Genomic DNA, 19018 nt, shown 5'->3' with positions numbered 1-19018 from the left:
TTTATCGTTATTTTATTGCTTTTTATGCTGCTGAAGCCTCTAAAACGAGTGTTTTCATTTTTTTAGCCCTTATGCCAGCGGAGAATTACCAGAAGTTTCCTCTTCCAGCAATTGATTTTGGTACATTTCAGCATAAGCTCCTCCCAATTGGAGTAAATCAGCATGTGTACCCTGTTCAATGATCCGGCCATCGTCCAAAACAAGGATTTTGTTGGCATTTTTAATCGTTGATATCCGGTGGGCAATGAGAATGCTTGTTTTTCCTTTCATGACCCTTCCAAGATTATTCAGGATCTCTTCTTCTGTACGGGTATCCACTGCGGAAAGACAATCGTCGAAGATCAGGACTTTAGGTTCTTTAATTAAGGCGCGGGCGATGGATACACGCTGCTTTTGTCCGCCGGAAAGGGTAATCCCTCTTTCCCCAAGCATGGTTTCAAATTTAAGGTCGAAATTGATGATGTTTTGATACACTGCAGCATTTTTAGCCGCGTCGATGATTTCCTCCTCCTTCACCTGATCCAGTCCGAAAGCAATGTTATTTCTGATCGTATCGGAGAATAAGAAAACCTCCTGTGGAACGAAGCCAAACTGACTGCGGTAATGGTGCAGGTTCAGGTTGCCGATCGCTGTGCCATCCATTTTTATTTTCCCCTGATCTACATCGTACATGCGCATCAGCAGGTTGGCCAGTGTTGATTTTCCGGAGCCGGTGCGGCCAATAATGGCGACAAACTGACCTTGTTCGATCTCAAAGCTAATGTCTTTTAAAGCCTGAATTCCCGTGTCAGGATAGGTGAAACTTACATTTTGAAAACTGATGTTTCCGTTTAAAGGAATGATTTCGCTGCTACCCGAAACGATGTCCGGCTGAAGCTGCAAAAATTCATTGATCCTCTTCTGAGAAGCGGAAGCACGCTGGATCAGGGTCGTTACCCAACCCAGCATCGATACCGGAAAGGTCAGCTGATTTACATACACAATAAACTCTGCAATGTTTCCTGCGCTGATCGAGCCTTCGATGACCTGCTTCCCGCCAATATAAACGGTAAGGATGGTACTCAGCCCAACCAGTAACAACATGGTCGGATAAAACAGGGCCTGGACTTTTACCAGCCCCATAGCATTGTCTTTATAACCCTGGCTCTCCGCAGCAAATACGTTGTTCGTATGGCTTTCCCTTACATACGACTTAATCACACGGATTCCTGAAAATCTCTCCTGAACAAAACTGCTCAGCCTGGAAAGCTGTTCCTGGATCTGTTCACTTCTTTTATTGATCAGGGTGTTGACAAAATAAATGATCACCACCAAAACCGGTAAGGGAAGTAAGGAGAAAATCGCTAATGTACTGTTGACCGAGAACATGGCATAGATCACGAGTATAAAGAGTACTGCGGTATTGATCGTGTACATGATTGCCGGGCCTACATACATGCGGACCCTGTTGACATCTTCTGTTGCACGGTTCATTAAATCGCCGGTATTGTTCCTCCGGTAAAAACCAAGGCTCAGTTCCTGATAATGTGCGTAGATCTCATTTTTCATGTCATACTCTATATGTCTTGACATTAAAATAATGGTCTGACGCATGAAAAACAGAAAAAGACCCCTCATCAGATAAAGTACCAGTACCAATAAACCGAAATAAAATAAGCTCGTGCTAAAGATATCATAGATGATACTGCGGCGTTCGAAACCTTCGAACAGGCCATAGATTTGTATGTTTTCTGTAATTAGATTAAAGGCATGCCCGATGACCTGGGCGGGAATTACACCAAAGATATTGGAGATTATAACGAAAAATACCCCCGGAATAATCCACCATTTATATTTAAAGAAGTATTTGTTTAAGAATCTAAGGTGTTTCATGAGTTGGTAAAGTTAGCCAAATGAAGGTAATTTTTTTTAAGACTTTGGTTAAAACAGTGTAAATAATGTTTTTTTTATGCTAGTTTTGCGACATATCTGATAAACAAAATTATATGCCTGATAATAGTTCTCTTGTGAATTCAGTTTTAGACCAATTAAGTGCCGCAGGGCATAAAAAGGTCGTTTTTTGCAATGATCCCGATACTGGCTTGAAAGCAATCATAGCCATTCATGATACCACGCTTGGTCCGGCTTTAGGCGGAACACGCATGTGGAATTACGTTACAGAGGCTGAAGCATTGGAAGATGTACTCAGATTATCGAGGGGAATGACCTATAAAGCTGCGATCACAGGCCTGAATATTGGCGGTGGTAAAGCCGTAATTATCGGGGATTCCAGAAAAGGAAAGTCGGAAGCGATGATGCGCAGCTATGGAAGGTTCATCAAAAACCTGAATGGAGAGTTCATTACAGCAGAAGATTTAGGTACGACCACAAAAGATATGGAGTATATCCGTATGGAAACAGGTCATGTTACCGGTGTTCCTGAATCTTTAGGTGGGGCAGGTAACCCGGCACCACATACTGCAAAAGGCGTATTCCTTGGAATTAAAGCCTGTGTGAAAGAAGTATTTGGAACAGATATGCTGGCAGGACGCTCGGTAGTAGTGCAAGGGATAGGTAATGTAGGAGAGCACCTGGTAGAGTTATTGAGAGCGGAGAATGTAGAAGTATACATCAGCGACATCAACGAAGAACGTTTACAACATGTAGCACGTACTTATAAAGCGAAACCTATTGCTGCGGATAAAATCTTTGGAATTGATGCAGATATTTATGCGCCATGTGCTTTAGGTGCTACCGTAAATGACAAGACCATTCCTAAAATGAAGTTTGCGATTATTGCAGGTTCTGCAAATAATCAACTGGCAGATGAGCAGACACACGGTAAATTGTTATTGGATAAAGGGATTTTATTTGCGCCCGATTACCTGATCAATGCCGGCGGATTAATCAGCTGCTATTCTGAATTAACCGGTTTCGGTAAGAAACGGACGATACAGCTTACAGAGAACATTTACAATGCCACGCGTGACGTGATTAAAATGTCTAAGAAAGACAACATCCCAACGATATGGGCCGCTAACCGCATTGCTGAACAAAGAATCATCGACATCAAAAAAATAAAATCATCATTTTAATAAACAATTTTAATAAACCGGTAATTTACCACTCGTTCTTACATTCATGTTAAACAGAAGGCACTTAAGAATTAAAGCTTTGCAGAATATTTTTGCATGGCAAATGACAGACAAGAGAGATTTAGCTTCTTCCAAGAAAGCATTAATGCAGAGTATTGACAGCGTGTACGAAATGTACATCTGGATGCTTTCGCTCCTTGTTGAGGTCACGGAATACACCAGCACGGATGCTACAGAAAGGTCAAATAAACATTTGCCTACAGCAGAGGATCTCAATCCCAACATGAAACTGCTCCACAATAAGTTTGCGGTTACGCTGAAAGAGAACCCAGCCTTTATTGACATGGTCAACAAATACCAGATCAACTGGTTGTCTGACCCGGAATTTGTAAAAGGTATTTTCAATACCTTGAAAACCACTCCTGAATACCTGGCTTACCTTAACGATGAGGACAATAGCCTGGAGGAATCCAAAACCATTATCAAATACATTTTCAGAAAGATTATTTTGAAAAGCCACAACATCATTCAGGCTTTTGAGGATAAGTTTATCAACTGGTCTGTAGATAAAGAAGTGATGCAGGGAATGGTGGCCAAGACTTTGAAGAATTTTACCTCTGAAGATCCCCGTAAAAACAAGCTGACGCCAATCAGTCAGGATTGGGATGAAGACAAAAAATTTGTCGAAGATCTTTTTGTGTATACCTTGAAAAACAACAAAGAATACCAGGACCTGATCGCAGAGCGTACCAAAAACTGGGAATCGGAAAGGATTGCTTTAATGGATACCATTTTGATGAAAATGGCGATCTGTGAACTGTTAAATTTCCCGTCTATACCAGTTAAGGTAACGATTAATGAATACCTGGATCTATCAAAAGATTACAGTACTCCGAAAAGTAATTCATTTATTAACGGTATCTTGGACAAAATTTTAGGTGACCTGAAGCGGACAGACAGCATCCATAAAATCGGTCGCGGACTTATAGAAGAATAACGATTATGAAACAAATCTTGTTATTGGCAATTGCAGCGATGACATTTGCATCATGCCAGCAAAACACAGCAAAAACTCCTGCAGAAAACACTGCAGTTACCGGTACAACAGCAACAACTGAAGCTTCAGCAAACCCTGTTGCAGCGGCAGATGCACCTGTAATCACCTTTGATAGCGGAATCTATAACTTCGGTAAAATAGCTCCGGGAGAGAAAGTGAACTATAGCTACAAATTCAAAAACACAGGTAAAAGTCCGCTGATCATCAGCAATGCTACTGCTACTTGTGGTTGTACGATTCCTGAACCTCCAAAAGAGCCAATTCCACCGGGTGGAGAGGGAGTGATCAAAGTAGTTTTTGATAGCCATGGCAAATTTGGGATGCAGGATAAAGTGATCACGGTGACTTCAAATGCCAATCCGGCAGTTGCAGAATTGCACCTGACCGGAGAGATCAAAGAAGTAAAATAGGCAATACAAAAATCTTATAAACAACAATATGATATCAACAGTAATCTTACAGGCAGGTGGCAGCAATATGCTAGGTACCCTGGTACCGATGGTTTTAATCATGGTCGTATTTTATTTCTTTATGATCAGACCACAGGTTAAAAAAGCAAAAGACCATAAAAAACTGGTTGAAGACTTAAAAAAAGGCGATAAAATCGTAACTACTGCCGGAATTCACGGAAGGATCGTTGATATGAACGATACTACGTTTGTAATCGAAGTAGAAAGCGGTGCTAAAATCCGTTTTGATAAAACTGCGGTCTCTTTAGATGCAACGAAAGCTGCAGCTCCTAAAGTTGATCTTGCAAAAACTGACGCTCCTAAAGCATAGGTTTTTCAGCTATACTGGTAAAAGCCGCATCCTTGTTTGGTGCGGCTTTTGCATTTCAGTATATTTGTTTACTTTACCACCATGCCAATCATCAAACTCACAAAAGTAGAGCAAAAGCGTTTTCTGGCGCTGGTCACCTGCCTGTTCCTGGCAGTTGGTGCATGGCTGTTCATGGCTTTGAACAATAAATATGTCTATACCGCAAAGACGGTTCTGGACTATAGAAATTTCCCTCAGAAGAAAGCTTTCCATCCTTTACAGTCGGACACGGTAGATTTGCAGGTGGAAGGAACCGGATGGCAGTTGCTTTTTGCCCGTCTGCGGATTAAACCCCAATCGATTTCCATCAGTCTGGAAAAACTGAACAACAGGAATTTTGTGCTCTTTTCTGAGCAGCTGTTCAATGTGAACCGGCAACTGGAGACTTCTCAAAAGATCATTTCTGTAAAACCCGATACCCTTTATTTCGACTTTTCTGAAAGAAGGGTGAAGCGTGTACCGGTAAACCTGGTTTCTAACCTGCATTATATGCCACAGTATGGCGTTTCAAATGAGATTCAGATCAATCCCAGTTATGTGACCATTTCCGGACCTGAGCAGGACATCAGAAACATCAACGAATGGAATACCGATACTTTGAAAATAGAGAAAATCCAGGCGACCACAGTGGCCAGGGTAGCGATGATGCAAAATAAGATGAAGAACGTGAACATCTTTCCGACGAGTGTGGATGTGAAACTGCCGGTCGACGAGTTCACGGAAAAAATAATAGAAGTTCCGGTTAAAGTCATCAATAACAAAGAGTATTACAATATCAAACTTTACCCTAAAAAGGTAAAGATTACCCTGTTGGTTGCCCTTTCTAAATATACCCAGGTTAATGAAGAGTTCATTGAGGCAGTCGTAGACATGAATGAGTGGAAAGTTTTTCAGCACAATGAACTGACGGTAAAGCTCATCCGCTTTCCAGATTATTGTAAACTGGTGCAGTCGCAACCCGCAAAAATTGATTTTATCATAGAAAAATAATGTTAAAAATAGGAATAACAGGGGGTATAGGGAGTGGGAAAACCACGGTGTGTAAGGTGTTTGAAAGCCTGGGCATTCCTGTATTTTACGCAGATACGGTAGCGAAGGAGATCATGGTCAGCGATCCGATCCTGGTCGCAGGTGTTAAAGCTACTTTCGGCGCAGAAAGTTATACCGCTGATGGCAGCTTAAACAACAAGCATATCGCAGGCATTGTCTTTAATCAGGCGGAAGAGCTGGCGAAATTAAATGCGCTGGTGCATCCTGCCGTATTCCGGGCATTTGAACATTGGGTAAAAGATGTTCCGGCAGCGGTCCCTTATGTGTTGAAAGAAGCCGCATTGCTTTTTGAAAGCGGCTCTTATCAGATGTGCGACCGGAACGTATTGGTGGTCGCTCCTTTAGCGCTCAAATTACAACGCGTGATGCAACGTGATGGCGTAACTGAGGCACAAGTTCAGGCCCGGATGGATAAACAGCTCTCCGATGAGGAGAAAGCAAAAATGGCGGACATGCTGGTCCGCAACAATGAAACAGATTCTTTAATTATACAAGTGATGGAACTCCACCATCAATTTTTAAATATACTCCCTTAATGATATTAGATGATTTTATAGTTGCTACAAAAACAGGTTTATTTTGTAGATATGGTGATTTTTATCTGGATCCTAAGGAAATCGTAAAATATGCAGTGATTTCCCATGCCCATGGGGACCATGCCATAGGTGGAAATCTGAATGTATATTGCACGGAAGCCACTGCGCTCTTTATGAAGCACCGGTATAAGAAATTTGCCGGAGGGGAGTTTTTCCTTAAAGCTTATGAGGAAGCATTTGTCTTAAACGGCGTGAAAATAAGTTTTATCCCTGCCGGGCATATCCTGGGTTCTGCGATGATCCTGATGGAATATGAGGGCATTAAATACCTGTATACCGGAGATTATAAACTTCAGCCTGATGATACCTGTGAGCCTATTGAATATGTGCAGGCGGATGTGCTGATCACGGAGACGACTTTTGCAGATCCGAATACCAGGCACCCTGCAGCGGAGGAAGAAATTCTGAAGCTGAATGCGACACAGAGTAACATTCTGCTGGGTGCTTATGCCCTGGGCAAATGTCAGCGTCTGATCAGTCTGATGAATAAATATTGTCCGGAAAAACGGATATTGGTACACCATAGCATGATGCCTTTTGTAAAAATTTACGAGCAAAAGGGGATAGACATGGGTAAATATGAGATGTACGACAGAAAGGTGATGAAGAATAACCATACCAATATGGTTTACCTTGTGCCGCCGATGGTATTCAGGAGCTATTTCCGGGCAATCAATGTGATCAGGGTGTTTGCGACCGGTTGGAAACACCTGCAAAATAACAATGAGATTCAGTTGTATGTTTCTGATCATGCCGATTGGGAAGACATCATTTATACGATAGGACAGGTTAAACCTACAGAGGTCTGGACAAATCATGGAGATGGTTTACAATTAAAAAACCATTATGAGAACAGTTTGGTAGTTAAATTGCTTACTTAAAATGGAAGAAGGGGTAGACTATTATCTTAATGAAGATGGGTTAATGGTTTTCACAGCAGCTTATCATTTGAAAAGAGGATATTGTTGTAAAAATAAATGCAGACATTGCCCCTGGGGATTCGGTAAAAAGAAAGCCAAACCCAAAGAAGAGAAGGATACGTAATGAAAAGAACGGAGATGCAGTTGCAGAAAGAAATAAAAACGTCAAAATTTGAAAATGTTTACCAGCAGGCCATTGTAAACGTAGTGTTTACCTATAGCTGGTGTAATGAGAACTTCAGGCAGCTGATTCAGCCTTATGAAATCACGCCTCAGCAATTCAATATCCTGAGAATTCTGAGGGGGCAATACCCTGCGCCTTCTACGATCAACCTCCTGAAAGAACGGATGCTGGATAAGATGTGTGATGCTTCCAGGATCACAGAGCGGCTGGTTCAAAAAGAACTGGTGGCCAAAAAGATAAATCCAAATGATAAACGTGCCGTAGATATTCTGATCAGCGATAAGGGACTCTCTCTGTTGAAGAAGATGGACCAGGAGCTGGATCTTTCCGCACCGGTTTCTAAAAACCTGACCGAAGAGGAAGCCACGCTTTTAAACGAATTATTGGATAAAATGCGGGGATAATGCTCCGCCTAATGACTATGTCCGCCGGCAGAGAAATAACCGATCAGGGCGATTGCTACACCGCATAATACCGCAATCATTTTCCGTTTACTCACCTTATGGTCTACACTGGATTCAAACAGGATGGTCGTAGAGATATGAAGGAAGATTCCGATCACAATTCCCATGATCTTGTTGAAATAGTTTTCTACGCCTCCAATGGTGCCATTGCTGAGGCCGTAACTCACATAAAAACCAAGCGGGGCCATGATGGCAAAAATGCTGATGTAAAAAAGTACGCTGTTCCTGTTGAATTTGCTTTGCATCAGGATGCTGGCCAGTGCAAAGGCCGCAGGGATATGGTGTAATGAAATTCCAAAAATCAAGGCATTGTGCTGATCTTTAGCCAAAGGCATACCTTCCAGAAAGGCATGCAGACATAAACTGATCATGATGCCATAAGGAAAAGCTTTGGAATCCCCGTGTTTATGAATATGCCCATGTTCTACGCCTTCGGAGAACTGTTCCAGCAGGATCTGCAATAAAAAACCAATCAGGATAAAGATGCCGATTTCTGCATGGTCCGGACCGCTGTACGCATCAGGGATCAGGTGTAATACCGTAATGGCAAATAAATAGGCCCCACTAAAAGACAGGATGAGCTTCAGCAGCTGCGACTTATCGCTCTTTACCAGAAAGATGGCAGAGCCTCCTAAAAAGGCGCTAAAGAATAAAATAAACAGCTTCCAGACTTCCATTATACTTGCGGTTGTATTTTTTTGTAGATAAAAGATGTTGCGATACCGATGGAACTGCCCAATATTGCGCCTGCCATGGTATCAATCGGGTAATGTACCCCAACATAGATTTGTGAAAAAGAAATGATAAAGGCCCAGATCAATGCGATGGGCAAAATAGGTTTCCATTTGTCGTAAAAGACAAAGATGAGAAAGAGGGCGATGGCAAAATGGTTGGTGGCATGCGCAGAAGGAAAGCTATAACCGCTTCCGCAGGGCACGCGGCGGATCAGTTCATCTGCCAGACTGAGGTCATTGCAGGGCCTGATGCGTGCAACCAGAGGTTTGATGACCCTGGAGGATAATAAATCGCCTATGGCTACTGTAAAAAGCAACATACCAATGATGTACCATCCTTTTTTCTTATACTCCTTTACGCAGAAGATGATGATAAAAAGATAGAGTGGCGCCCAGAAGTAACGGTTCCTCATTAAAGGGAGCAGCCAATCGAAAAATGGATTGGCGAGACCTCTGTGAATTTTAAGGAACAATTCGACATCAAACTGCTGCAGGCTTTCTATCATACTTTTTTGCAGATTAAGATCAGGCGGTCGGACTTCATCTCGTCAAATGGCTCCAGGCCATAGCTTCCGAAAGTCTCAGTGATCTGCAGGCCGCTCTTTAAAAACATTCTTTCAAAATCTTCCAGCTGGAAGGCCTGTACCCGCTCTTCAAAAGCAAAGGCTTTGTTCCTGTGTTCAAAGTTGATGTGTTTAATGATCTTTCCTTCCGACACAAATTTATGGAGATGGAATTCTATACCTTCTACAGTTTTCGTTTCCTGCTGCGTTAGGTTTTTAATGATTTTCTGGGTGTTGAAATAGTCGATAACCAAAGTTCCGTCCGCTTTTATTCCCTTTCTGAAGGATTTTAGCGCATTCACATGGTCTTTTTCCGTATCAAAATATCCGAAACTGGTAAACAGGTTCATGGCGATATCAAAATAATTGATGAAGGCCAGCTTACGCATGTCATGAACAAAGAAATGAAGGTGTTTTTGCTCGAACTGCTGCGCATATTTTATGCTTTGTTCTGAAAGGTCTATTCCGGTCACATCATAACCTTTTTTATTCAGGTAAATGGAATGACGCCCCCTGCCACAGGCAATGTCCAGAATCCTGGAGTCTGCTGCAGGTTTTAAATATGCTGAAAGGTTATCGATTAAGAATTCTGCCTCAGCGTCATTACGTTGACTATATAAAATATGGTAATAGGGGGAATTGAACCAATATTGAAACCATTTACGCTGCATAGAGCCCGAATTTTTGATGTTTAGGAAAAAGACAAAGATAGTATTTTCAAATGCAACAAAGAGGATTATTTAAACCTGATCTACAATTTTAATGATGTTAATTTTACGATTGAGGGCCTTAAAAATCAATCATTCTGTTCTTTTTTTGCTATTTTTGGAAAAAAAACCGAATAACTTGACACTAATAAAATCTATCTCTGGAATAAGAGGAACCATCGGTGGAATTGCCGGTAATGGTTTGACTCCTATTGATATCGTTAAATTTACGGCAGCTTACGGCTCCTGGATTATCAATAAAACGAACATTAAAAAAATTGTTGTCGGTCGTGACGCCAGGATCTCCGGAGAAATGGTGAACCACCTCGTGATTGGCACACTTCAGGGCTTGGGAATTGAAGTCGTTGACCTTGGCTTGTCGACTACACCAACGGTGGAAATCGCTGTTCCGCTTGAAAAAGCAGGAGGCGGGATCATCTTAACGGCAAGTCACAATCCTAAACAATGGAATGCTTTAAAATTACTCAATGAAAGAGGGGAATTCATCAGCGATGCGGATGGAAAAGAACTTTTAGACATCGCTGAAAAAGCAGAATTCAGCTTTGCAGATGTCGATGATCTGGGTAAGGTGACCAATAACGATACGTATTTACAGAAACATATAGATGCCGTTCTTGCGCTGCCACTGGTAGATGTAGAAGCGATCAGAGCAGCCAATTTTAAGATTGCTATTGATTGTGTAAACTCTACAGGCGGGATTTTTGTGCCAGCCTTATTAAAGGCACTGGGCGTTGAAACCGTTTATGAATTGTACTGTACCCCAGATGGTCATTTCCCTCACAACCCGGAACCATTGCCGGAAAACCTGACCGAAATTGCCAAGCTGGTAAAAGAGAAAAATGCAGATTTAGGAATTGTAGTGGACCCGGATGTAGACCGTTTGGCCTTTGTATGTGAAGATGGCGGAATGTTTGGTGAAGAATATACCTTGGTTGCAGTAGCGGATTATGTGATTAAAAATACCCCGGGAAATACGGTTTCTAACTTGTCTTCGACCAGAGCATTGAGAGATGTGACGGAAAGAGCAGGAGGGGAGTATAACGCTTCTGCAGTTGGAGAGGTGAATGTAGTGAACCAAATGAAAGCAACCAATGCGGTGATTGGTGGTGAAGGTAATGGTGGAATCATCTATCCGGAATCTCATTATGGCCGTGATGCGCTGGTTGGAATCGGATTATTCCTGACGCACCTTGCGAAGTTTGGTAAGTCTGTTTCTCTTTTGAGAAGTAGCTATCCTGCTTATTACATTTCTAAGAATAAAATTACCTTAACTCCTGAAATGGACATTGATGCTTTATTGCTGAAGGTTCAGGAGAAATATAAAAACCAGCCTACCAGTACAATTGATGGGTTGAAAATAGAGTTTGATAAAGAATGGGTTCATTTGCGCAGGTCAAATACAGAACCGATTATTCGTATTTACAGTGAGGCTGGCAGCGAAACCGTTGCAGAGAACCTTGCTTCGAAAATCATATCAGATATTAAAGAAATTTTAAAATTGAACTAATGCAGACAAACAGGATCTATTTGGATAATGCGGCAACGACGCCTCTTGATGCAGAGGTGATCGCAGAGATGGTGAACGTGATGACTAATTATTACGGGAATCCATCTGCAATTCATGCTCAGGGCAGAGAGGTACGTACATTGGTGGAAAAAGCAAGAAAAACAGTTGCCGGTCTTTTAAATGCGACTCCTGCAGAGATCTTTTTTACCTCCGGAGGTACGGAAGCAGACAATACCGCGATTCGTTGTGGTATTGCCGCCTATAATATCAAACATGCCATCACTTCGAAAATTGAACACCATGCAGTAGAGCATACCCTGACGATGTTATTGAAGCAAGGGGTGATCGAAAAGCTGAGCTTTGTAAATATTGATGAAAAGGGAAATGTAGATTATGCACATCTGGAAGAATTGTTGAAAGACAATGAACGCAGTTTTGTGTCTCTGATGCATGCCAATAATGAACTGGGAACGCTAACAGATATTGAACGTGTAGGGGAGATCTGTGAGCAGTATGAAGCGATCTATCATTGTGATACCGTTCAGACCATGGGACATTACGTGCATGATGTAAGGAAATTAAAAGCGCATTTCATTGTTTGTGCGGCACATAAATTACATGGACCAAAAGGGGTAGGTTTCCTTTTTGTGAACCACAACATCAAGATCAGCCCACTGATCCATGGTGGTGCTCAGGAGCGTAATATGCGCGGTGGAACAGAAAATGTATATGGTATTATTGGTTTGGCGAAAGCTTTGGAAATGGCTTATTCAGAAATGGAAAGTCACCAGCAGCATATTCAGGAACTGAAAGACTACCTTAAAAACAGGCTGAGTACAGAAATTGCAGATCTAAATTTTAACGGAGAAACCGACGCGGATAAAAGTTTATATACCGTATTGAATGTTTCTTTCCCTGCGATGGACATGTCTGATATGTTGCTGTTTAACCTGGATATCAATGGCATCTCTGCTTCTGGTGGCAGCGCCTGTTCTTCCGGGTCCAACATTGGTTCACATGTACTGAATGGCATTAATGCCGATCCAAACCGACCTTCGGTGAGGTTCTCTTTCAGTAAGTACAATACTAAAGAAGAACTGGATATCGTGGTTGATAAAGTAAAACATATTGTAAGTCAAAACGTTACTGCATAAGGCAATATTTTTATGCAGTTTCAACGCATCACGTCGGTAAACGATCCGGCGCTGACTTTTATAAAGACCTTATATGAGGATGCCTTCCCTCCGCATGAGCGGAGGGACTGGGCAGCTCTTCTTCAGCTGGTTCCGGATACCAGAGAGATGCACCTTGATCTGGTGTATACTGCAGATCAAAACATTGGTTTGATCACCTGGTGGGAAATTGACGATTGTTTTTTTATCGAGCATTTTGCCATTGATGCTGCACTTCGCGGTCAGAATTATGGTGCACTTGTGCTGAACCACTATAAGGAACAGCTGCCGGGAACAATTATCCTGGAAGTGGAACATCCTGAAGATTCTTTTTCCATTAGAAGGATCGTTTTTTATGAAAGATTAGGTTATCATATCCTGTCTCTTCCTTACCGGCAGCCCGCTTACGGCAACCCGAAAGCATCTTTTCCATTTTTGTTGATGAGCAACAGGATGTTGTCCGATCAGGACGCCAGTCCGCTTGCCGAAAAGATCAAAAATAAAGTCTATCTGACGCCGGCTCGTTAAGTTGGTTTTAACACACATGATATCTTCTTTTTAACTGCCTGGAAACAGTGTCGGAAATCACTTGATTTATACTCCATATTTCCGCGTTGCTTACCCGCCTTTAACACGCTTCCAAGCGGGTCATCACCGAGTATAGACCGAGTTTAGACCTAGGTTAGAACCTGTATAGGTAAAACAGGAATTGGACTGAATATGATCCTGGTTTTTACCTTTTTGATGCTTAATTTCAAGACCTATCAACTCAATAAATAAAACGTTTTACTACCGACCGGGCTCTTTAACTAAAATGTTATACTTTTTATTTAGTTATTCCATAAAAATCTATTACTTTAGAGCTTAGCTAAAACGTTTTTAGATAAAAATAGGTAGGAAATAACAGCAGAAGAATCCGACTGTGACGACATTGGAATTCCGCTTTGTGCCGATTTCGTACAGGAGAAGCAAGATTTTAAACCAAATAGTATAATTTTAATTATTCAAGACCACAATGATGAAACGATACCTAACCGCATTATTAATTGCAGGCTGCTCTTCGGCGTTTGCGCAAACAGTTGGCAAACTGAGCGATCCTGTAGAATGGATCAATCCATTAATGGGAACAGCCAGCAAGCCTTCTATGTCTAACGGAAATACCTATCCCACCATTGCTTTACCATGGGGGATGAATTTCTGGACTCCTCAGACCGGTAAAATGGGCGACGGCTGGGCATATACTTACGATGCCGATAAAATCCGTGGGTTTAAGCAAACCCATCAGCCATCTCCATGGATGAATGATTACGGGCAATTCTCTATCATGCCGGTAACTGGAAAAAAGAAGTTTGAGCAGGACGATCGCGCCAGCTGGTATTCCCATAAAGCAGAAGTTGCAAAACCTTATTATTATAGCGTTTACCTTGCAGATGCAGATGTGACAACGGAGATTACACCAACCGAAAGAGCGGCTCAGTTCAGGTTCACTTTTCCAAAATCCGACAGCTCTTTTGTGGTATTGGATGCTTTCGATAAAGGGTCCTACATTAAGATCTTCCCTAAGGAAAGAAAAATCATTGGTTATACCACCAGACATAGTCATAAGTTAACTCCGGAGAACTTCAAAAATTATTTTGTAGCGTATTTTGACAAGGACTTCAGCTCGGCAAATGCCTGGAAAGGGAAAGAACTGCTAAAGGATGAGCTGGAAATCAAAGCAGATCATTCCGGTGCTATTGTCGGATTTAAAACGGCAAAAGGAGAAAAGGTGACCATGAAAGTGGCTTCCTCTTTCATCAGCTTTGAGCAGGCAGAACTGAACTTAAAGCGAGAGCTGGCGAATGATTCTTTCGATGCCACTAAAGCAAAAGCAAAAGCTGTCTGGAATAAAACACTGAGCAGGGTAGCTGTTGAAGGTGGAACAGTAGACCAGACCAGAACCTTTTACTCCAGCTTTTACCGGACTTTATTCTTTCCAAATAAGCTATATGAATTGGATGCCAGCAATAAGATTGTACACTGGAGTCCTTATAATGGAAAGATTTTACCGGGTTATATGTTTGCCGGAACAGGATTCTGGGATACTTTCAGGGCATTATATCCCTTCCTGAATCTGGTATATCCTTCGATCAATAAAGAAATGCAGGAAGGACTGATCAATGACTATAAAGAAGGAGGATGGTTACCGGAATGGTCGAGCCCGGGATATGCAAATGTAATGGTTGGAAACAACTCTGCTTCTGTGGTGGCTGATGCTTATATTAAAGGCCTTCGCGGTTACGACATCAATACCTTGTATGATGCATTGACGCATGGTGCCAATAATGAAGGTCCTTTAGAGGCTGTAGGAAGAGCAGGGGTGAAGTATTACAATGAATTGGGATATGTTCCCTATGATGTGAAAATCAATGAGAATGCAGCGCGTACTTTAGAATATGCTTACGATGACTTTACCATTTATCAATTGGGTAAAGCATTGAAAAAGCCAAAGGCGGAGCTTGACCTATATGCAAAACGCAGTATGAACTATAAAAACCTGTTCGATCCTTCGACTGGATTGATGAGGGGTAAAAATAAAGATGGTTCATTTCAGTCGCCGTTTAATCCTTTTAAATGGGGTGATGCATTTACAGAAGGAAACAGCTGGCATTATTCCTGGTCCGTATTTCAGGACATCGACGGATTATCGAAGTTGATGGGCGGTAAAGAAAAGTTTGTCAGCAAACTCGATTCTGTGTTTAGCCTGCCTCCGGTATATGACGAAAGCTATTATGGAAGTGTGATCCATGAAATCCGCGAAATGCAGATTGCCAATATGGGGCAGTATGCACATGGTAACCAACCGATCCAGCACATGATCTATCTTTATAATTATGCCGGAGCACCATGGAAAACGCAATATTGGGTAAGAGAAACGATGGACCGCATGTATAAAGCGACACCTGATGGCTATTGTGGAGATGAAGATAACGGGCAGACTTCTGCATGGTATATTTTCTCTGCGATGGGCTTTTATCCGGTAACTCCTGCAACAGATCAGTATGTACTTGGTGCACCTTTATTTAAAAAGGTAACGTTGAACCTGGAAAACGGCAAAACGGTAACGATCAATGCCGCCAATAACAGTGCAGACAATAAGTATGTTCAGGGCCTTAAATACAATGGTACTGCTTATCCTAAAAACTGGTTGAGCCATTCAGAGCTAACTAAAGGAGCAACTTTAGACTTTAACATGTCTGCGACGCCGAATAAACAAAGAGGAACTAAGGAAACCGATTTCCCTTACTCTTTCTCTACTGATCCGAATAAATAACGGAAATAAAGGGTATAAAAAAAGAGAGGCCGTATCATAAACTATTGATACGGCCTCTCTTTTTTAGTAGAATTTTATTAGTTGTTGAGCATTTTAAGGAAGGCGGCTAACTTAGCTTTCATCGCCCTGCGGTCAACAATAAAATCAAGGAAACCATGTTCCTGCACAAATTCTGCAGTTTGAAATCCTTTAGGAAGATCTTTCTTAATCGTCTCTTTAATTACCCTTGGGCCTGCAAAACCGATTAATGCACCAGGCTCAGCAATATTAATATCGCCCAGCATCGCATATGAAGCGGTTACACCACCTGTTGTCGGATCTGTGAGTAAAGAGATGTAAGGGATTTTTGCCTGGCTTAACAGGGCTAATTTAGCCGAAGTTTTAGCCATTTGCATTAAAGAGAATGCGGCTTCCATCATTCGGGCACCTCCGGATTTGGAGATCATCAGGAATGGAATTTTATGTTTGATGGAATAATCAATAGAACGGGCGATTTTTTCACCTACTACTGATCCCATCGATCCGCCAATGAAATTGAAGTCCATACAGGCAATGACCAGGTCCTGACCTTCGATTTTGCCATGTGCAGCTCTGATGGCATCTTTTAAGCCGGTCTTAGCCTGACTTTCTACCAATCGGTCTACATAAGGTTTACTGTCTGTAAAGTTCAATGGGTCACCTGAAGTCAGGTTCGGGAAAAGCTCTGTGAACTCATCATTATCAAATAATACCTGAAAATATTCTTTTGATCCTACCCTTAAATGAAAATCACAATATTGGCAAACGTATTTATTTTCAACCAGATCGGCACTGTGGAGTGCTTTTTTACAATTAGGACACTTGTTCCATAAACCGTCTGGCGCTTCTTTTTTTTCTTCTGTCAGTGTACTGATACCTTTTTTTTCTCTCTTAAACCAAGCCATGTTATTTGTTGAAAAATGCGAGTACAAAGAAACAAAAAAAAATTAGAACGGAAGCCCTAGTTTCTAACTGCCTCATACTTTATGATGAGGCAGTTAAGAAACAGGTGTTTACCAACCGAATATTTGTTTCAGATTTGGATTTAAAAGTACTTGTTGTTGTGGAACAGGGCGGTAATAATACTTAGGCTCCTCAAAGTTACGGGGTACGGATTCGGTCACAATAAGGCCTCCTGCAGTTCCGTTTTTCAGGTAAACTGTAGCATCGGTGCCGATTGCCCCGGTACGGTAATACATGAGTTTTACGCCTAAAGAATTGGATTCTTTTTTATCTTCTGCAGGAACGGTCATGGAGCGGTCTATCAAAATGATGTCTTCTATACCATCTCCGGTCAGGTCATATTTGCCTAAACCCTGGAAGTACATGCCCTCCGGACTTTTGGCCAACAGTTTCCCTGCTTTCCAGCGCATGATGTCGTCATATCTGGTGTTTTCAAAAGCAAACTCTATTCTGCGTTCTCTTCTGATTTCCAGAATGACCCCAACATTTGAGTTTACATTTTGAAACTGTTGTATCATCAATGGATCCGGGTTCGCATTTGCTGCGCCCATATTGAGGTTGGGCTGTCCGGCTCTTTTTCTAAGCAGGTTGACCGATTGATCCAGCTGAGCCTGGTTTAATGTGCCGAGCTCGGCCAATGCTTCCGCATAAGTCAGCAATACTTCTGCATAGCGGTAAACCGGGAAATCTACGCCATTCAGAATGCTTTGGTCGATGCTGTTTACATAGCCTTTCAATTGATGATAACCAGTGAAGTTTTTATTTAAACTCTGGATATAAGGTTTCGTATCCGGAACCCTGATCCATCCGGGATAAGCCATGGTTTGCATCAGGCGGGCATCGCGGTTTTCGAATTCTTTGACAAAGCTGATTTTATTATAATCAGGAAGGTCAGTGAAGCGGCTGCCATCCTTCATCAGGTAACTTTGAATCAGGTCTTTTGCCGGTGCCTGTTCATAATCACCAAAAACGACACCGTTGACGTTTTGGCTTCTGTTTTTGCTCATGTCAAAAGCATTAACCAGAATGATTTCAGGGTTTGTACTCAGATCCGGACTTCCAAATAAAGCCGCATAATCCTGTTCCGGTTTATTCGTGTTATAGATGGAAAATTTATTGGAAGCCATGATTTCTCCGGCTACTCTTGCTGCAGTTTCAAGAAAAGTATTGGCGGTACTTTTTAGGTTGAGCTCATCATGGTATTTACGGTAAGTACCTTCGTAAAGTGCAGCACGGGCATACAGTGTTGCTACAGACCATTTTCCAGGTGTTCCGCTGAGCACTTTTTCCCTCGTGTTTTTGTAAGCGAAATCCAGGTCGGCCATTACGCTATCCATCACCAGGGCGCGGGAATCCCGTGCTTTGAGTAACTTGTCATCATCACCTGGATTCAGGGTGTTTGAATACCATGGGACATCTGAGAAGCGTTTCACCTTGTCCAGGTAAAATTCTGCCCGGTAATACCTGGCCAGTCCAACATAGTGATTTTTGACTTCAGCACTAACTTTGGCTTTATTGTAATTCTCCAAAAAGTAATTGATATTGCGCAACCTGCCCCAGGTCCATCCGCTGGTAATGTTTTGTGCGTTGGCATTTCCTCCCATGACGCTTTTTACTTCTACTGCGGCAGTGGTGGCCACATTATCGCTACTCTGGTCGTTCAGGTAGCTGTCCCGGTCTGGTTGCGAGAGTAGACCATTAACGTACAAAGAAAGGTCCTCTTCTGTATTAAAGAAGATATTGGGGGCAATTTGTGTTTGTGGAAAGCGATCCAGATCTCCTTTTTTGCAGGCCGTTAGACTGCCTATGAGAACGATGAATGCGATATATATATTTTTCTTCATGACTGATTTTTT

General features: G+C 42.0%; 19 protein-coding genes. 13 read left to right on the top strand and 6 right to left on the bottom strand.

Features of this window, described 5'->3' with window-relative positions; translation table 11 throughout:
* Positions 1–69 precede the first annotated feature (69 nt).
* Positions 70–1872 carry an ABC transporter ATP-binding protein gene (locus BLQ87_RS10530; protein ID WP_074606235.1) on the bottom strand — a complete coding sequence of 601 codons (1803 nt, stop codon included), beginning with the start codon at positions 1870–1872 and terminating at the stop codon, positions 70–72.
* Positions 1873–1985: 113 nt separating this feature from the next.
* On the opposite strand from BLQ87_RS10530, the gene BLQ87_RS10525 reads away from it, so the two are divergent.
* The 9 genes from BLQ87_RS10525 (at position 1986) to BLQ87_RS10490 (ending at position 8104) form a co-directional block, all read left to right on the top strand.
* Positions 1986–3074, top strand: coding sequence for a Glu/Leu/Phe/Val family dehydrogenase (locus tag BLQ87_RS10525; RefSeq protein ID WP_074606233.1), 1089 nt, complete (start codon positions 1986–1988; stop codon positions 3072–3074).
* 46 nt (positions 3075–3120) lie between these two features.
* Positions 3121–4071 (top strand): transcription antitermination factor NusB, encoded by a 951-nt coding sequence (gene nusB, locus BLQ87_RS10520; RefSeq protein WP_074606232.1) that lies wholly within the window; start codon positions 3121–3123, stop codon positions 4069–4071.
* A gap of 5 nt (positions 4072–4076) precedes the next feature.
* Entirely contained in the window at positions 4077–4541 is a 465-nt protein-coding gene (locus BLQ87_RS10515) for a DUF1573 domain-containing protein (protein WP_074606230.1), read from the top strand.
* 28 nt (positions 4542–4569) lie between these two features.
* Entirely contained in the window at positions 4570–4911 is a 342-nt protein-coding gene (gene yajC, locus BLQ87_RS10510) for a preprotein translocase subunit YajC (protein WP_074606229.1), read from the top strand.
* Between the two features lie 81 nt (positions 4912–4992).
* Positions 4993–5940, top strand: coding sequence for a CdaR family protein (locus BLQ87_RS10505; RefSeq protein WP_074606227.1), 948 nt, complete (start codon positions 4993–4995; stop codon positions 5938–5940).
* Positions 5940–6536 carry a dephospho-CoA kinase gene (gene coaE, locus BLQ87_RS10500; protein WP_074606226.1) on the top strand — a complete coding sequence of 199 codons (597 nt, stop codon included), beginning with the start codon at positions 5940–5942 and terminating at the stop codon, positions 6534–6536. The genes BLQ87_RS10505 and coaE overlap by 1 nt, the downstream gene beginning before the upstream one ends.
* A complete protein-coding gene (locus BLQ87_RS10495; RefSeq protein ID WP_074606224.1) occupies positions 6536–7477 on the top strand; it encodes an exonuclease in 942 nt (313 codons plus the stop codon). Before coaE ends, BLQ87_RS10495 begins: the two co-directional genes overlap by 1 nt.
* A gap of 1 nt (position 7478) precedes the next feature.
* Positions 7479–7640: a C1orf53 family protein gene (locus BLQ87_RS33740; RefSeq protein WP_172664758.1), complete on the top strand. Its 162-nt coding sequence runs from the start codon at positions 7479–7481 to the stop codon at positions 7638–7640.
* The gene (locus tag BLQ87_RS10490) at positions 7640–8104 is read left to right on the top strand and encodes a MarR family winged helix-turn-helix transcriptional regulator (protein WP_317048270.1); all 465 of its coding nucleotides are present in this window, start codon (positions 7640–7642) and stop codon (positions 8102–8104) included. The genes BLQ87_RS33740 and BLQ87_RS10490 overlap by 1 nt, the downstream gene beginning before the upstream one ends.
* Before the next feature lie 8 nt (positions 8105–8112).
* Here the strand turns inward: BLQ87_RS10490 and BLQ87_RS10485 are convergent, their stop codons facing one another.
* From BLQ87_RS10485 to BLQ87_RS10475, 3 genes are read right to left on the bottom strand one after another with little or no spacing between them, the layout of a single operon-like run.
* Positions 8113–8841 (bottom strand): ZIP family metal transporter, encoded by a 729-nt coding sequence (locus BLQ87_RS10485; RefSeq protein WP_074606222.1) that lies wholly within the window; start codon positions 8839–8841, stop codon positions 8113–8115.
* Complete coding sequence (locus tag BLQ87_RS10480) at positions 8841–9404, bottom strand: phosphatase PAP2 family protein (protein ID WP_074606220.1); 564 nt, start codon at positions 9402–9404, stop codon at positions 8841–8843. Before BLQ87_RS10480 ends, BLQ87_RS10485 begins: the two co-directional genes overlap by 1 nt.
* Entirely contained in the window at positions 9401–10132 is a 732-nt protein-coding gene (locus tag BLQ87_RS10475) for a class I SAM-dependent methyltransferase (RefSeq protein WP_074606218.1), read from the bottom strand. The genes BLQ87_RS10480 and BLQ87_RS10475 overlap by 4 nt, the downstream gene beginning before the upstream one ends.
* Positions 10133–10307: 175 nt before the next feature.
* On the opposite strand from BLQ87_RS10475, the gene glmM reads away from it, so the two are divergent.
* The 4 genes from glmM to BLQ87_RS10455 all read left to right on the top strand — a co-directional run bounded on the left by glmM (position 10308) and on the right by BLQ87_RS10455 (position 16181).
* On the top strand, positions 10308–11696 hold the full coding sequence (glmM, locus tag BLQ87_RS10470; protein ID WP_074606929.1) for a phosphoglucosamine mutase: 1389 nt from the start codon (positions 10308–10310) through the stop codon (positions 11694–11696).
* A complete protein-coding gene (locus tag BLQ87_RS10465) occupies positions 11696–12850 on the top strand; it encodes a cysteine desulfurase family protein (RefSeq protein ID WP_074606217.1) in 1155 nt (384 codons plus the stop codon). Before glmM ends, BLQ87_RS10465 begins: the two co-directional genes overlap by 1 nt.
* Positions 12851–12862: 12 nt before the next feature.
* Positions 12863–13396 (top strand): GNAT family N-acetyltransferase, encoded by a 534-nt coding sequence (locus BLQ87_RS10460; RefSeq protein ID WP_074606215.1) that lies wholly within the window; start codon positions 12863–12865, stop codon positions 13394–13396.
* A 490-nt stretch (positions 13397–13886) separates the two neighbouring features.
* The gene (locus BLQ87_RS10455; RefSeq protein WP_074606927.1) at positions 13887–16181 is read left to right on the top strand and encodes a GH92 family glycosyl hydrolase; all 2295 of its coding nucleotides are present in this window, start codon (positions 13887–13889) and stop codon (positions 16179–16181) included.
* Positions 16182–16258: 77 nt separating this feature from the next.
* Here the strand turns inward: BLQ87_RS10455 and accD are convergent, their stop codons facing one another.
* Positions 16259–17104 carry an acetyl-CoA carboxylase, carboxyltransferase subunit beta gene (accD, locus tag BLQ87_RS10450; protein WP_074606214.1) on the bottom strand — a complete coding sequence of 282 codons (846 nt, stop codon included), beginning with the start codon at positions 17102–17104 and terminating at the stop codon, positions 16259–16261.
* A gap of 108 nt (positions 17105–17212) precedes the next feature.
* Positions 17213–19006: a RagB/SusD family nutrient uptake outer membrane protein gene (locus BLQ87_RS10445; RefSeq protein ID WP_074606212.1), complete on the bottom strand. Its 1794-nt coding sequence runs from the start codon at positions 19004–19006 to the stop codon at positions 17213–17215.
* Between the last annotated feature and the right edge of the window lie 12 nt (positions 19007–19018).

The organism is Pedobacter steynii, assembly GCF_900103665.1.
GTDB lineage: Bacteria > Bacteroidota > Bacteroidia > Sphingobacteriales > Sphingobacteriaceae > Pedobacter > Pedobacter steynii.
Note: the sequence above shows the minus strand (reverse complement) of the source record. Positions and strands in the feature narration are given on the sequence as shown.